This window comes from Rhizobium pantanalense (assembly GCF_030182525.1).
Taxonomy (GTDB): domain Bacteria; phylum Pseudomonadota; class Alphaproteobacteria; order Rhizobiales; family Rhizobiaceae; genus Rhizobium.
Window position 1 is genome coordinate 36,687 of the sequence record NZ_JAQJCH010000019.1, and the last position, 15,589, is coordinate 52,275.

General features: G+C 58.8%; 15 protein-coding genes. 8 read left to right on the forward strand and 7 right to left on the reverse strand.

The genetic code is table 11. From position 1 onward, the window contains the following. Nucleotides 1–105: 105 nt before the first annotated feature. Nucleotides 106–663, forward strand: a complete 558-nt coding sequence (locus tag PH558_RS32205) for a winged helix DNA-binding protein (RefSeq protein ID WP_095437202.1) — start codon at nucleotides 106–108, stop codon at nucleotides 661–663. 6 nt (nucleotides 664–669) lie between these two features. Here PH558_RS32205 and PH558_RS32210 read toward each other — a convergent pair whose 3' ends face one another. From PH558_RS32210 to PH558_RS32225, 4 genes are all read right to left on the reverse strand, one after another. Next, on the reverse strand, nucleotides 670–1,956 hold the full coding sequence (locus PH558_RS32210) for an ABC transporter permease (RefSeq protein ID WP_285208316.1): 1,287 nt from the start codon (nucleotides 1,954–1,956) through the stop codon (nucleotides 670–672). Continuing rightward, the gene (locus PH558_RS32215; RefSeq protein WP_095437204.1) at nucleotides 1,953–2,639 is read right to left on the reverse strand and encodes an ABC transporter ATP-binding protein; all 687 of its coding nucleotides are present in this window, start codon (nucleotides 2,637–2,639) and stop codon (nucleotides 1,953–1,955) included. Before PH558_RS32215 ends, PH558_RS32210 begins: the two co-directional genes overlap by 4 nt. Nucleotides 2,640–2,643: 4 nt before the next feature. Further along, on the reverse strand, nucleotides 2,644–3,108 hold the full coding sequence (locus PH558_RS32220) for a hypothetical protein (protein WP_113228464.1): 465 nt from the start codon (nucleotides 3,106–3,108) through the stop codon (nucleotides 2,644–2,646). A 74-nt stretch (nucleotides 3,109–3,182) separates the two neighbouring features. Further along, nucleotides 3,183–4,937, reverse strand: a complete 1,755-nt coding sequence (locus PH558_RS32225) for an alkaline phosphatase (protein WP_095437206.1) — start codon at nucleotides 4,935–4,937, stop codon at nucleotides 3,183–3,185. A gap of 324 nt (nucleotides 4,938–5,261) precedes the next feature. Here PH558_RS32225 and PH558_RS32230 point away from each other — a divergent pair, with 324 nt between their 5' ends. From PH558_RS32230 to PH558_RS32260, 7 genes are all read left to right on the forward strand, one after another. After that, entirely contained in the window at nucleotides 5,262–5,741 is a 480-nt protein-coding gene (locus tag PH558_RS32230; protein WP_095437207.1) for an Lrp/AsnC family transcriptional regulator, read from the forward strand. Between the two features lie 139 nt (nucleotides 5,742–5,880). Then, the gene (locus tag PH558_RS32235; protein WP_095437208.1) at nucleotides 5,881–6,597 is read left to right on the forward strand and encodes an SAM-dependent methyltransferase; all 717 of its coding nucleotides are present in this window, start codon (nucleotides 5,881–5,883) and stop codon (nucleotides 6,595–6,597) included. Between the two features lie 172 nt (nucleotides 6,598–6,769). Beyond that, entirely contained in the window at nucleotides 6,770–7,753 is a 984-nt protein-coding gene (locus PH558_RS32240) for a TerC family protein (RefSeq protein WP_095437209.1), read from the forward strand. 68 nt (nucleotides 7,754–7,821) lie between these two features. Further along, on the forward strand, nucleotides 7,822–8,133 hold the full coding sequence (locus PH558_RS32245) for a hypothetical protein (protein ID WP_095437210.1): 312 nt from the start codon (nucleotides 7,822–7,824) through the stop codon (nucleotides 8,131–8,133). Between the two features lie 48 nt (nucleotides 8,134–8,181). Further along, nucleotides 8,182–8,811: an exopolysaccharide biosynthesis protein gene (locus PH558_RS32250; protein WP_095437211.1), complete on the forward strand. Its 630-nt coding sequence runs from the start codon at nucleotides 8,182–8,184 to the stop codon at nucleotides 8,809–8,811. Nucleotides 8,812–8,986: 175 nt separating this feature from the next. After that, complete coding sequence (locus PH558_RS32255) at nucleotides 8,987–9,703, forward strand: hypothetical protein (RefSeq protein WP_095437212.1); 717 nt, start codon at nucleotides 8,987–8,989, stop codon at nucleotides 9,701–9,703. Between the two features lie 361 nt (nucleotides 9,704–10,064). Continuing rightward, a complete protein-coding gene (locus PH558_RS32260) occupies nucleotides 10,065–11,072 on the forward strand; it encodes a hypothetical protein (RefSeq protein ID WP_095437213.1) in 1,008 nt (335 codons plus the stop codon). Between the two features lie 481 nt (nucleotides 11,073–11,553). Here the strand turns inward: PH558_RS32260 and repC are convergent, their stop codons facing one another. The 3 genes from repC to repA form a co-directional block, all read right to left on the reverse strand. Then, entirely contained in the window at nucleotides 11,554–12,861 is a 1,308-nt protein-coding gene (gene repC, locus PH558_RS32265) for a plasmid replication protein RepC (protein WP_285208317.1), read from the reverse strand. A 155-nt stretch (nucleotides 12,862–13,016) separates the two neighbouring features. Next, nucleotides 13,017–14,018 (reverse strand): plasmid partitioning protein RepB, encoded by a 1,002-nt coding sequence (gene repB / locus PH558_RS32270; RefSeq protein WP_095437215.1) that lies wholly within the window; start codon nucleotides 14,016–14,018, stop codon nucleotides 13,017–13,019. A 4-nt stretch (nucleotides 14,019–14,022) separates the two neighbouring features. Continuing rightward, on the reverse strand, nucleotides 14,023–15,216 hold the full coding sequence (repA, locus tag PH558_RS32275; RefSeq protein WP_069610191.1) for a plasmid partitioning protein RepA: 1,194 nt from the start codon (nucleotides 15,214–15,216) through the stop codon (nucleotides 14,023–14,025). Between the last annotated feature and the right edge of the window lie 373 nt (nucleotides 15,217–15,589).

The following is a 15,589-nucleotide window of genomic DNA, read 5'->3' on the forward strand; positions in this document are numbered from 1 at the left end:
CCCTTTATTTTTTGATATAATTTACGATAGAAATTTTATTTGAAACTTGAAACTTGTCAACACTCGCCATCTTGGCGTCACCGCAATATCCCGCAAAGGAAGCCTATGAGCACCGAAACCGAAGACCAGAAGGGCCATCCACGCGGCTTGGATCGAAGCTGGCATCTGGCGCAAACACCGCTGCAAGTGGACCTGACCGAATTGGAATTTGCCCTCATGCGCGCGTTCGAGGCCTTCGGGCGCTGGCAAACCGAGTGCCTGGCTTCGGTCATTGGACTGGCAGCGAGCGGCCCTGAGAATGCTATGCTCCATATAATTCGCATGCATGATAGGCCTAAATCCATCAAGGATCTTGCGCGCCTGTCCAATCGAGAAGACATCCCGAACATGCAGTACAGCTTGAGAAAGCTAGTCGGTGCAGGACTGGTGGAAAGAAGGGGCAGCGGCCGTTCGGGGGTCACATATTCGGTGACAGAAAAAGGTCGAGACATCACAGACGAATACGCCGCAGTCCGCTCGGCCCTTCTGGTAAAAGCTGTGCAAGGCGTCCCGAACATGGGCCGCCGTTTGGAGGAAGCGTCCAGCACACTGGACTTGATGACGGGGATTTATGAGCACGTGGCCAGAAGCGCAGCGACGCATCGCCGATTTACAGACGATTAGACTTGCTTAGGCGCGCAGTGCGGCAGCCGGGCTGGAGCGTAGCGCGCTGAACGCCGGCACGATGGAGATGATCGCGGCAACGCCTGCAAAGCCTCCGACAAGCCAGAGATCATCGAAAGAGAAACCGACGGGCAGGCGCACGGCGGTCGCTGCCGCCAGCTTGACGGAGATAACCAGCGCTGCCGTGTAGCCGAGCGCGATACCGAGCAGGATGCCGGCGGCGAACAGGACGAAGAGCTCGCCCCAGACGAGCGTGACGATCGAGCGGACCGGTGTTCCAAGCGCCCGCAGGGCGCCGATCTGCCGGCGTCGCGAGCCGACATGCATGATAGTGACCAGCACGATCGCGGCAATCACGATCGCCTGCGTGCCGAGCGCGATCGCCAGAAGCAGGCTGCGGGCATCGCCGAGTGTCGCATAGAGCCTGGTCAGCACCTCGGCCGGGAAAATGCCGAGCGTCGTGCCCGTGCGGTATTCCTGCCGCAAGCGATAGGCATCGGCAATCGTCTTCGGCTTGACGAGAACGGCCGGAATGCCGGGCGTCTGCGCGTCGAATTGCTCGTCGAGCGGCGCGTCGGCATCGACATGCCCATGCTCATGGCCTTCTTCGCGGCCGTCGGGATGCTGATGCGGCTCGGCTGCGTCATGCACACTGGCTTCGTCGCCATCATCGTCGTGATGGTCCGCGCCATGCATGCCGTGCAACTGCCAGACGGCACGGATCGGCACCAGGATGGCGCGATCCCAAGCTGTTCCCGTCGGCGCCATGCGGCCGGTGACCTTGTAGGCGATGGCCGTATGGGTTTCGCCACCGGTCTCGGCCGTGCCATGCATCGGCTTGACTTCCGCGCCGGTCGACAAGGCGACATCGGAGCCGACCACCGCTTCGCCGAGGCGCGCGAACATCGCGCCCTGCGAGAGCGAGGGCGAGAGGGACGAAATGAGGCCCGTGGTCGTGCCGACGATCGGATGCCCATATGCGGAATCGCCGAAGCCGACCGGTGCCGCCAGTTCGACACGCGGATCACTGGCAAGGCGGGACAGAACAGCACCCTCCATCAGCGGCAACGGCGCTGGCTGCAGGAAGACGGCGGAAAGCGCCAGCTGCGTCTCGCTGCCGGCGGCACCCACGAGCAGATCGAATTTTTCCGCGGCGCGCGCGCTGCCGAGCCGGACAGCTCGTTCCTGCAGCGTCACCGTCACGCTCAGCGCGACCGACAGGGCAATCAGCACCACGACGGCCAGCGCACCGCTCCAGAAGCGCCTGAGGTCGGCAAGGATGAAGGTGATCATTGCGCGGCAACCTCTTGGCTGTCTTCCTCGATCCGCCCGTTTACCAGATTGATGCGGCGGCCGAGGCGCTCGGCGAGTGTGGCGTCATGCGTGACGACGACAAGCGTCGTCCCCTCCTCGGCCGAAAGCTGCAGCAGAAGTTCCGCAACCTCATGGCCCGCCTGACGATCGAGGCTGGCGGTCGGCTCGTCGGCGACGATGACGCCGGGGCGCGACAGCAATGCGCGGGCAACGGCAACGCGCTGCATCTCGCCGCGCGACAAGGTTTCGACCTTCTGTTGCGGTCGGGCGATACCGGTGACAGACAGCAGATAAAGCGCACGTTCCCGTTCGTTGGAGGCAAGACGCCGTGTCAGCTTGATCGGCAACACGACATTCTCGAAGGCGGACAAGCCGGGAAACAGATGAAAGTCCTGCATGACGAGGCCGATATTGCGGGCGCGGAACGCATCGCGCCGGCCGGACGACAGGCGCGTGATCTCCGTACCGCTCCAGGATACCCTGCCATTCCCGACATCTTCCAAGCCGGTAATGGCATTGACGAATGTGCTTTTGCCGGAACCCGAGGCACCGGTGATCGCAAGCCTGCCGCCCGCCGGCAGATGGAAGCGGTCGATGGCGAGAACCGGCGCGGCCAGGCCGGGGAACTGCTTTTCAAGACCGGAGATATCGAGCGCAAGCATGTGCTCAAACAGTCCTGAACGATGCGTTGCGGAGACGCAGCTGGCTGATGAAGCCGGTTTCCGGATCGGTCCAGGAGCCGAATTCCAGCACACCCCGCACCGCGATCGGCGCGTTGTACTGAACGAATGTCTGCTTGGAAGAGAGATAGACGACCATGATATTGTCGGGCCAATCGGCATCGGAAGAGCAGAACGGGCAGAGCGACATCGGGATTTCCGTGAGGACGAAGAAAGCGGCCTCCGCCTTCAATGGCGGCGCCATAAATCCATTGATGGCAACTTCCTTGCCGCTCAGCTGCTTCACCTTGTCGGAAAATTCGAGCCCGAGCGGGCCGAAGCTCTTGTAGAGCTCGTCAAAACCCAGTGCATCTGAGGCATTCGCGCGTGCCGCAATGCCCATGACAGGCAAAACCGCGGCAGCGGCCAAAAAGCCCCGACGATTGATGGTGGCGATCCTGTCCCCGGACATCGCGTACCCCCATGAAAGATGAAGAGACAGGCGGCCTCGAAGCCGCTTGTCCATGGTATACGATCTGTAACAACTTACATCTTTTCGGTGCCGAGCGCGAAGGTATCGGCCAGCACGCGATAGACGTCGCTCTGTTCCATGTAGCCGCGGAAACCCTCGGCACCCGGGCCGGCTGCCTGGAGCACGACATCGTCAACGGCGTGGACACCGCTATCCTCGTCCCGCGGAATATTGCCCTGCACGAAGACGGCGCCGGGCACGTCCTTGTAGGCTTCGTTGGCAACATATTCCTTCTTCTCGTTTTGAACAGCCGGAACAAAAGGACCATCGAGCTTTGGACGGAAGGTCTCGTAGTGATCAGGGCCGTTATTGGCGGCCATGAACAGGCGACGCGAAACGTCGACGCGATCCGGATAGCCGTCGCCATCCTTGTCTTCGTAGTTCGGGAAGCCGGCAGCGGCATAGGTGCCGACCTTTTCGCGCATTTCGGTACCCGGCTTGTTATCGTCGACGGTGCCGATGATCGAGACGCCATGCGTGTGGTCGCCGGTGACGACAATAAGCGTATCCGGGTTCTTTTCCTGGAATGCGTGGGCAACGGCCACGGCCTTGTCGAACTCGATCGTGTCGACCAGTGCACGATCCCAGTCGAGCGGATGGCTCATCTTATCGATGGAGGCACCTTCAACCACGAGGAAGAAACCGTCCGGGTTCTTGGCGAGCTTGTCGAGCGCGACCTTGGTCATGTCGACCAGACCGGGCTGGTTCGGGAACTTGTCGACGGTGCCCTTCTTGAGGAATTCGCGATCGAGCGCGACATCGAGGTTGCCGGTGTGGAAGAGACCGAGCAGCTTGTCCTGGTTGGAGCCGGCAGCGGTGGCCAGTTCGCTCTTGTCGGTGGCAACGGCATAGCCGGCATCCTTGAAGAGCGCGATATAGTCCTTGTCGTCCTTGCGCTTGGAGCCCGGAACGCTCTTCGCCAGGAAATAGGCCGAGCCGCCGCCGAGCAGGACATCCGGCTTGACGTCGTACATCATGCCGACGATCTCAGCCTTGTCGCCACGCTTGCGCGTATGGGAAACGAGCGCTGCCGGCGTCGCATCTTCGACTTCGGCCGTGGTGACGATCCCGAGCGACTTCTTGCCCGTGCGGCGCAGTGCTTCACCGATCGTTTCGACCTTCGGGTCGTCTAGGCTTGCCGGCGTGCGGTCGGCATAGACGCCGAGTGCGTTTACCGCCGACTTGTGGCCGGTCATGTAGGCCGACATGGTGTTGGCACTGTCGGTTGCGATGGCCGAGGTCGAGGACGTGCCGATGAAGGCAACCGGCGGGATGTCGTCCATGGCGAGGCGGCCATTGGCCTTGCCTTCGGTCATGCCTTTGGACATGAGGCGGGCGCCGGTGCGGTGTGCAACCGAAAGGCCGTCGCCGAGCAGGAAGATGATGTTCTTGGCCTTCGGCATGGCCGATGTGCCATAGACATCCCAGTTGACGGACTTCTTCTCGTCGCCGGCCAAAACCTCGACCTTGTACTGGCCGGGCTTTGCGAGCTTGACGCCACGCAGGATCAGGGCGGACCCAAGAACCTTGTCTTCAGCGCCCTTTTCTTCTGCGACGAAATCAGCCGCCTTGCCGAAAACCGCATCGTAGCTTTCGCCGTTGACCGTGACTTTCACGTCTTCCGGCTTCACAACCTTGCTGAATTCCACCTTAAAATCGAATGGCGAGCCGGCGAGTACCGTTGCCCGGTCCAACGGATAGACTGTCGCTGCATGGGCTGCGCCGGACATTACGGTCGCAGACATCATGGCGAGAAGAAATTTACGCATTTATACCCCCTGCGTTTGGTTGCTTCCCGCCTCCCACTTATAAAAGCCAGATGACAATCATGTAAAAAGGAGTCGACTTTCTGCAACCGGAAATTCTAAAGGGACAAACGCTAAGGGAGGCTGATTGTATGCGCGGCATCTAAAGAGATGGCGCGAACGGGGTGGCTGCGCAGTCCCTTTCCGTTTCACTTGGTCCAAAAGCCTCGAAAACCATCGCGTTCAACTACGCAAGACTTGGCGTGGGCTTACCCCGAAAGCTTGTAACTTTCTCAGGAAAAGGCAAAACTCATACAGGCTTCGTGAGCATTTTGAGAGTTTTGCGCAATGGATGAACAGCTCGACAAATTGGATCTGCGCCTGCTGGAGGAACTTCAGAAAGACGGCAGATTGACGAACAACGAACTCGGCGAGCGCATTGCCCTTTCGCCGTCGCAATGCTCGCGCCGCCGCACCAGACTGGAGGCGGAAGGCTATATTCGCAGCTACCAGGCCAATCTCGACCGGCAGCGACTGGGGCTGGATATGCTCGTTGTCATTTCGGTGACGCTTGCCACCCATAACAGAGACAATGCCCGCCGTTTTTCGCAGCTCATCAACGGACTGCCGGAGGTGTTGGAAGCCTATGCGCTGACAGGCGAAATGGACTATCACCTTAAGGTCGCCACCCGCGGGCTTACCGATCTCTCCCGCTTCGTCAACGACGTGCTGCTGCCGCATGAATCCGTTCAGCACGTGAAGACGGCGATCGTCCTCGATACCCTCAAGACCTTCGAAGGATTTCCAATCGCGCTACCACAAGGCTGACATGGCTTCGGCGTTCGATGGTCGTCGTTGCGCGGCCCTGCCCTATCGAGCGTCAAGGGCAATTTTTGAGGGCTTGCTTTCGGCGCATGCAGCCTTTCCAATCACGCCAAAGACTACACCCTTGGCGAGGACAGGCTTCATGACATACGCGGCCGTACAGACACGAAATCTCGAAGAATTTTCCGAGGTCCTGCTAAGGTGTAACCACCTGTACCATCCAAGCAACGACAGTATTGCTTTGCGCAATGCTGTCGAAAGCCGGCGCCAGATCGAGATATTCGACTATAACCTCTCCGCCGATGCCTTCACCCGTGCATTCGGCATGCGAAACTCTCTGAAATGCCTGCAGGCGCTTACCAGCCTCGAAGACGCCGTCCACAGATATAGAAGGGTATGCGATCTCGGCTGCGGCTCCGGCGCCTTCAGCCTTGCCTTTGCCTATCTCGCCCACAATCCCGAGCTGGAGCTTCGGGGGCTGGATTTATCCGAACACCAGCTGTCCCTCGCCAGAGAATTGATGGCTGCCGCGGGGTTGCCCGGCGATTTCCAGTTCGAGCAAAGAAATCTGCCGGCGCAGATCGGTTACCTCCCCGATCTGACAATTTCCTCTTACTGGTTCTGCGAAAATGAGCGCGTGCTCGCCGATCCCCTTCTCTTCGACCTCATGGCCGGTCGGGAGATGCTCATTGTCGATTATGAGACGATTATCGACCGCATCGCCGCCTGTCTTCCCAAAGGGTTCCGTATTCTTGCACGGCGCAGCGCCCATGTTGACATTCCATCCGCGCTGACGGATTTCGTCGCGCAGAAGAGAGCAAGCGTTCACAGCATCCACATTGGCCGGACCGCAGCTTAAAGGAGCAAGCTAAACCTCTGCTCCTTTGAAAAGTGCGTGCAGCTCTTGAAACGCAAACGTCCGCTTCCCAGCTATTGGCCAACCCGCTGGTCCGGGCCCCTCTGGTGAGAGCCGTCGGCGCTCTCATGATGTCGGACCTCTTCCGACATCGCGCCGACAGAGGTTCTCCGTCATGGAAACGTCTTTGCTCTTCGTGGAGTGGTTGGGAAAGCCGCTTTGGATGTGGATGAGCTTCCTTGCGCTCGTCATCGCCATTCTCTCTTTCGATCTTGGCGTCCTGCATAAGGAAAACAAGGAGATCGGCGTCGGCGAGAGCATCAAGCTCTCCGTGCTCTATATCACCCTTGGCCTCGCCTTCGGCGGCTGGGTATGGTGGTATCTCGGTGCCGATTCCGGCCTTGCCTACATGACGGGTTTCGTCGTCGAAAAGACGCTGGCTCTCGACAACGTCTTCGTCATCGCCCTCATCTTCGCCTTCTTTGCCGTCCCGCGTCTCTATCAGCACCGCGTGCTCTTCTGGGGTATTCTCGGCGTCATCGTGCTGCGCGCGATCATGATCGGCGTCGGCGCGACGCTCGTGGCCGAATTCTCGTGGCTTCTCTACGTCTTCGCCGCCTTCCTCATCATCACCGGCATCAAGATGCTGGTCGTGAAGGATGCCGAGCCGGATGTGTCGAAGAACCCGCTGGTGCGCTTCATGCGCAGCCGCTTCAACGTCACCGACCATCATCATGGCGAGCGCTTCTTCGTCAAGCAGCCGCATCCGCAGACCGGGAAGATGGTCTGGTTCATCACGCCGCTTTTCATGGCACTCGTGCTGATCGAGGTCGCTGACGTGATCTTTGCCGTGGATTCGGTTCCCGCGATCTTCGCCATCACGACCGACCCCTTCATCGTCTACACGTCGAATATCTTCGCGATCCTCGGCCTGCGCGCCCTTTACTTCGCACTCGCCGCCATGATCCACCGCTTCCAGTATCTGAAGCCCGCACTTGCCATCGTGCTCGTCTTCATTGGTTCGAAGATCTTTGTCGCCGATATGCTGGGTCTGGAAAAATTCCCGGCCGCCCTCTCGCTCGGGATCACCTTCGCCATCATCGCAAGCGGCGTCGGCTGGAGCCTGCTGAAGACACGCAACAAGACCGAAAGCGCCTGATGCCGCGAGGTGCCCCACTCGGGGCACTTCCCTCCCCGCTTCAAACAGATTTCCGACAAGGTACAGACATGATCTCCAATCTCCTCGCAGCCCTTTTTGCAACTTTCGCCCTTGGTCCGCTTCAAGCCGAAATCGAGCGGCATGCCGCTGCCGCCAGCCAGCCAGCCGGGATCATCAGGCAATCGCAGGCATGTCTCTCGTCCGAGGTCCCGGCGCTGGCGCAACGCGCCTCCGAAGACACTTTCTGGACGATTTCCACCGTCATCGGCCTATCGACGGGGTGGAGCAGCCCTGCCGATCTGCTCGACAAAAGCAATCCGGACTGCGCGCCCGTCATCAGGCTTATCCAGGGAAAGGGCGAAAGTGCTGATGAAGCCTGACGCTTTGTGCAAGCAAGAAATTCCGGTGACCTCATCTGGTGATATCCGATGACAGAACAGGCTGCCGGCGCAACTGGGCATGATGACAAGGCATCCACTCGCCTGCACCATCTCGCCAGGCTCGCCCATGAGCAGGGCGGCATCTCCATCGGCGAGGTGCTCAGCGGCCTCGGGCACACGAGCATGGCCTTTACCATCCTCTTTCTCTCGCTGCCGGCGCTGATTCCGATCCCAGGACCGTTCGGCGTCGTTTTCGGAAGCGCTCTCGCGCTGGTGGCGGTGCAGATCGCACTGGGCCGCCGGACCATATGGCTACCGGCCTTCCTCAGCCGGCGTCGGCTTTCACCGGCGGTCATTGATCTCATCGTACGCTACAGCGCGCCGATCCTCACCAGGGTCGAAGCCGTCGTCCGTCCGGGCCGTCTAGCCGCTTTCACGGGCGGCGCCATGCAATGGTTGCTGTCCTTTCCGATCTTCCTGCTGGCGATCGCCATTGTCCTTCCGATCCCGCTCGGCAACTATATGCCGGTCATTGCCCTCGTGGCGATCTCGGTCGCCCTGATGGCACGGGATGGATTGCTGATCCTGGCGGCGCTGTTCGTCTCAGCACTGGCCTTCGTCGCCACGGCTGGTCTCATCCAGTTGGCTTTCACCGGCCTGAATGTAATCGGATCGTAAGCACCTTATCCGGTGAGGAAGACAGCGGATGATTTTGCGGCCAGTTGCCGCGCTTGTCCGCAACAGCCTTTTCAGGTCTTGCCAATAGCGGCAAGCCTGCCATCTATGCCAGCGGCGCATTTCCCAGCCATTAGGTTCCGGCCTGTAAAATCATCAGTGCAGAGGATTTCATCGCATGCCATCAAAGCCCCCGTCATTCGTCCGCATGATTGCCCTCGGCAGCTCCGTCGCCATCGCGCTTGGCGCGCAGACGGCGACGGCGCAGGAAATGTCGGCTGCCTCTCAGTGGCCCGACACGCCGACCTCGCGTCTGGAAGCACTGGCAATCCTGCAGACCTTGAATGCCGATCTCCTCAGCAATGCCAGCGCCACGCTGACGCTCGATCGCTGGTGTGCTGCGCATAGGCTTGCACCGGAAGGCTCGAAAATCATTGCACAGCGCGTGCGCGGTCAGGATAAGCCGGCGGACGCTTCAATCCGGAAGCTGCTTGCCGTCGGATCTGACGAACCTGTCGCCTATCGCCGCGTTCGCCTGGCTTGCGGGGATCGTATTCTGTCCGAGGCGGATAATTGGTACGTGCCGGCAAAGCTCACAGCCGAGATGAACAAGGCGCTCGATACGAGCGATGTCGCTTTCGGTCGCGCCGTTCAAGCCCTCAATTTCACCCGCACGAACCTGTCGGCAAAGCTGCTCTGGTCGCCTCTTCCGCAAGGATGGGAAACGGGCGCCGATCTGCCGCCATCCGGGAACGGATCTCTCGCTCTCCCTTCGTTTCTTCTCGAACACCATGCCGTGCTGAAGCTGCCGGATGGAACACCGTTCAGCGCACTGATTGAAAGCTATACCAGCCGAGTGCTGGATTTTCCGGCCCCGCATCTGTCGTCACAGTAAGTGGTCGACCACCTTGTCGCGCTTGCGGAAGCAAGGTCGCATCTCGACTTGATGACGCAACGTAAGCGCACAGGACTTTCTTGGCGCCGTGCTCGCCTGAACTCCGCCATATTTGCGCCGCGATCGCTGAAGAATGCTGGCGCAAAACGGATGGAGTCGATCAATGACAGGCGAGCAATTTTCCTTGTCAGCCAGGATTTCCCGCATCCGTTAGGGTCTCGTTCAGCAAAGCAGCGCACAAGTATGAGTTCTGGATCAAAGCGTGTGGCAGGCGAGCTTGTGGGGCAGGCAGGCTGTCAACATTGCCTTTGACGGCAACCGCTCATGCGGACCCAGAATATTTGATAGGAGAACTAATTCCGTGCGGTTGAGATATGCCCTTCGAAGCGTCCCCCAGATGCTCAGCCTTTGCTCCCTCGCCCTCGTCATTCCCGTAACATCGCAATCGCTGGCCGCGGCCCGGCAGCCGGACATTCCGGCCTGGCTCGGAGCCTATGTCGGTACCGGTGAAGGGCAGATTGCCCAACCGGTCCTGCAAAGAGCCCGCGCGCTCTACATGCGAAAAGTGAGCGAAGGCACGGTCAAAAATCCCTGCTATTTCGCCATGGATGCAACCCGTCCAAACACTCCAAATGATGGCAAGTCCGCAGGCCGCTTCTACATCGTTTGCGAGGCGACACAGACGTTCCGTGTCGTTTCATCCGGCCACGGCAGCGGTCGCGATCTCAAGGGTGTCGCCGATTTCGGCAACGGCCGCATGTGCGCCAAGAACTTCGGCAATGCGATGGACTCGAACCTGACGACGGGCGGTTCCTATGTGACGGAGGAGACGAAGACGACCTTCAAGGGTTACTACAAGCTCTCACAAACCAAGGAAGCTGCCTATCTTCGCACGTTCCTCCAGTTCGATGGCGAAGGTGAGACTGCGAATGCTCGCGAAAGGGCGATCGGCGGACATGCGGCTGCCAAGGTTGCGGGCATCTGCATGAAGAAGGATCCGCAGAGCCCCTATGCCAACCGGGACGGATATGTTCCGCTCGGAAAGCTGGTGGAATATGCCGGCGGCCGTAGCGACGGCTGCACCAGCTGGGCGGCATCGGATGCCAACCAGATCATCTCCATGGTGAAGGACAATCCGACGACGCTCTACATCTATCCGGAGTCCTCGGACATCAAGGCGATTGCCAAGGCCGTTGCGGCGGGGCGCTCTCCGGCCCAATCCGGATTGTATTGGAACGACTCCTGCCTGAAGGAGATCGGCACGCCCAAGTTCTGGCCCAAGGAAACCCTCGAACCGGTCATCGCGCAATACAAGAAGGACCATCCGGCACCGCCTACCAAGCCGATTCCGATCTGCGACCAGCCATGACGGTGGCCGAGAGCTAAATCAGGAAATTTGACGGGTGACGGCCGGTATCCTTGCCGCGCCTGTTTAAGCGAGCCGAGAGGCAATTTCTCCTGTCGCCGTCCATATGCCTGCGCGATAAGCTTGCCAGTGGACATCAGAGCGCTGGATCGACGCGAAAATATATGGACATTTGCCGGTAAAAACGGCATAAAAACTTGAGGTCGGCGGGCGATGAGAATGTCTCCTATGACTTATTCGGCTGACCTGGCTGAATTTTTACACAATCTCTAGCCGATTGATTTCGTTGAGATAAAGCCTCAATCAGAAGCTATCCCTTTCTTTCCTGCCGTTAGCCCTATAGGAGGGTCGTACGCCATCTTTCGCATCAACGAAAACCGTGGTCGATGCGTCTCAGCAGACTTGATCAGGTCTGCGTTGAACCAGCGCTCCGTAGCGCGGCCTAGGCGGAACAGGAATCTTTCCACATTGAAATTGGAACCGGCTAGGCCACCTTTGGCGCGGTCGTATTCGCCCGCAGAAGGCTCATAAGCATGGGACCGATCGCAAACTCTCCTTTCTCCGTTCGCCGGGTCAGATCGCGAAGATAGCCGCCGGCTGAATTGATGTATGGGGCGCGTTGGAGGATGCAGGCGATGACGGTGGCAGCATTTTCTGTCCCCATGATCCTGCAGGCCTCCTGATAGGCTCCAGGGCTGATATCGAGTGTTGATTTGACGATGATTGAAGCTGCAAGCAGATCACGCCAGTTGTTGATAGTCCCTGCTGGTCCGTAAGCCATGATGTCCGGGCAAGCGCGTAGAATGAGATCCAGTGGGAAAGACTTCAACTCCGTCGGAGTCTCGTTGCGAGCTTCAATGTGAAAGCTGCGCATTGTTGAGGATGTTGGTCCGATAGTCCCCGGAGATGTTGCCGCTTCCGACGTCTCGGCAGTTATCCGTGGAAATACGGTCTTGTCCACCGGCACTTCTTGCTGTGCGGCTTCGGTTTCAGATTCAACTAGAGATTCGGAGTCTGAATTCTGTATGTGCCGCTCATTTTGATAGGGATTGCCGCTTAGTTTCGTGGCTTTTACATGTGTTTCCAATTGGTTGATGATTTGGTCGTGCAGGCGGCTGAGTTTATCCAGAAGAACGTCCAGCTCCATTGCGGTCGGAGATCGCGAAACACCGTCGATCAACGCACGGAAAGCGACGTAGACGGCTTCCCAAGGGCCTTCCACGGCCTCGGTAAGGGCGGTTTCGATCAGTTTGGCGATATCGCGTCTGTGGAGGCTGATACGCTCGCGCAGGCTCTGGATATGGAGCCGCTCTGCCGCTACCTGGGCTGCGAGATGTTCGATCTCTTCGGCGCGTGCGAGAAGAGGCGCCAATGAGAAGCCATAGGCCTCATTGAGGTCCCCTGCCCTGCTCCGGCGAGCATAACGCTTGCCGTTGGGGCTATCTCTGCGTACCAGAAGCCCGGCAGCGATCAACGCGGCCAAGTGGCGACGAATGGTCTGCTCGGCCATCCCATGGGCGCGTAGCGAGAGCTGCGCGTTCGAGGGAAACACGATCAGGTTGGCGTCATCCGATAGTTCATTCTTCGGATAGAAGCTCAAGAGCGCATTGAGAACTGCAAGCGCACGATCCGTCACCCCGAGAAGAGGCTTGGCTTCACAGAGCGCACGATAAATCTTCCATTTGTCGACGGACCTGATGGGCTTCCCATGCTCGGCTCGTCTTTGAGCCATCAACATGGCAAGCGTCATCGGCCGCCGCCCAAAAGGCGTCGTCACATATTCGGCTTCCATTTTCCTTCACCTACGTTGTGGCAAAAGAAGACAGCTCACCAAAACGGCGTCAAAGACTCTTGACTGTGATTCGGGGAAATGCGATTCTCGATTTGCTTAAGATCAGAGAAGGGCTTCCACGACGACGTCGTTTGGGGGCCTTTTTCTTTTGCGGGTTACGTTTCCTTTCCTTGCTGAAACTCGTTGAAGAGAGATTGCAGTCTCTCCTGCACGAACTCGTCGAAACCAGGTGCAGCCTTGCTGTCGAAAACAAAAGTGGCGCGCGCCGGCGTTCGCTTAAAGGTTACCGGAACTCCGGTTATGGATGAGGGAGCTGCGGTGCTCTTGGCAGAAGCGGGCTTTCCTGTCGCCAGAGCGAGGGCGTGCTGGAAGCGCTCATCGCTAGACATCTTCCGATAGTTGTCCGCGGACAACTCGGCAATGATCGGCTCGGAAGCGATGCTCTCAAGACGCTCTCCCAACTCAAGCCATCGTCTACGGCCGATTTCGGGGGCGGGCCCGATCGCGCTGATAAGCGGCAGAGGCACCTGTCTCGTGACGATCAGCATCTTGGAAAGCGCCGCCTTGTCCACGCCGAGTGCAGCCATGATGATATCGCGGCCGAAACCACGTTGCTCGAGGCGCAATGCAAACAATGCTCGCTCGACATAGGAGAGATTGGTGCGTGCGCTGTTTTCTTGGCCCTGGCTGACCACCAGCTGGTCATCCGTGAGCTGACGCACGACCGCGCGCACCTTGATGCCGAGTTCCTTGGCGGCCGCCAGGCGGCGATGACCATAGGCGACCTGGAAACGCCCCTTGGACTCTGGATGCGGCCGCACGAGGATCGGAACCTGCTGGCCGTGCTCGCGTATCTGCTCAACCAATTGGCCGAGCTCAATCGGGTCTATTTCGAGGCGATCGGTAACGAAGGATCCGTCGATAACATCGGTATCGATATCGACGACCGTCTGTCCTTCCGCCAGCTGCCGTTCAAGGTCGCTGGCGCGCTCCATTTTCTCTGTGATGTTTCCGAGTGTCCTCGTAATGCCCCCCACCGGACCGCCGCCCCTCGCCTGCGGCAGGAAACCCGCAATCGGACGATTGTCCTTCGCCGCTGGCGCATCCGTGCGCGCCGTGTTCGGCGCCGAGATTTCAAGAAGGTTTTTGCGCGCCATCTACTTATTTCCTTCCCCAGGTCAGGCGGAGATGCATCTCGATCTCGCTGTTGACGAGATTGAGCGAATCCAGAGCGCGGTCGTAGGTACCCCTGGTGAATTGGGCACGATCGACCTCATAAAGCGTTTGTTTGGTGACACCGGCATCGGCAACGGCCGTGGACTTGACCATGGCATTCTGCAGCATGCGATTGCCGAAGATGGCTCGCATGAAGCCTGTCATCTGGCTTTGCGGCCCGTCGTTCGGCTCGAAACGGGTGACGAGATAGCGCATCCAGTCGTAGCTGGTGCGCCCGCCTGCATTCTCGACCACGGACATGAGCTCGCTCGTCATCGTCAGGAACTGCGACATCGACATGACGTCGAGCATCTGCGGATGAACGGTGATGAGGATCGACGTCGCGGCGCAGAGCGCAGACATCGTTAGGAAACCCAGCTGCGGTGGGCAATCGATGACCACGACATCGTAGAAACTCTCGATCTCGGTCAGGACCTCACCAATGCGAGCAAAGAACATGGTCTCCGCGCGACCTGCCGCCATTGCGCGCGGCGTTTCGTGCTCGAACTCCATGAGCTCGAGATTGCCGGGGATCAGATGCAGATTCGGCGTATAGGTCGAGCGGACGATATCGGCGATTGGACGCGGCTCTTCATAGCGGATGGCGCCATAGAGGGTTTCATTTTCACCGACATCGAGTTCCGGCTGATGACCGAAGAGGGCAGACAAGGAGGCCTGTGGATCGAGATCGATGGCCAGCACGCGATAGCCCCTCAGCGCCAGATATTGGGCGAGGTGGGCGGCAGTGGTGGTCTTGCCTGAACCGCCCTTGAAATTCATGACCGAGATGATCTGGAGCTTTTCCGATCCTCTGCGCCAGGGAACATATTTGGGTGTCCCGTTACGCTCATCCAGTACCTTGCGGATGCGGTCCATATCTTCGGCAGCATAAAGGCGGCGTCCATTGGAAAGCGGGTCTGGTCCATGGCCTTCGGCTGCGATCTGGCGAAGATAGCCCTCACCGATGCCGATGAAAGCTGCAGCTTCGGCCGGCGAAAACATCCGCATAGTTTTCTGTGACTGAGGCGGGAAGATCTTTGCCTGATGTTGCTGGAGCTGATAAGACAATTCCTGCGCATCTGTCGCCAGAAGCGTTGGAAGGTGTTCTTGATCTTCTTGTAGCACGAGACTCGGCTGCATGGTTATTTTCCCAATTAACTGCGCAATTGTGACAGAATGCTACTGAACTACGCAGTTACAATATGCTCCGATTCGTGTCCGTTTTACAAATGCTTAGATAAAAGGCAGTTTTTGATGCGTTTTTACGCATCAACAGCGTGCAGCGACATTTGATCCGATGCCGCTTTACTGTTCCGGCGATTTAGGTAGGGCCGATCTGGATAGCGATTCGCATCCCGAGGGTCATGGACGAACGGCGAGTGGTCCGCGGACCACTTTTTGCTGAAGACCGGCTAGGATTCTGGAATGATCGCGTCCAAAAGTGTCACTTCGTGAATGAAGCTTGATAGATCGGTAGTCCGCGGACTACCCGGACGCAGCCGGAATTGCCGGC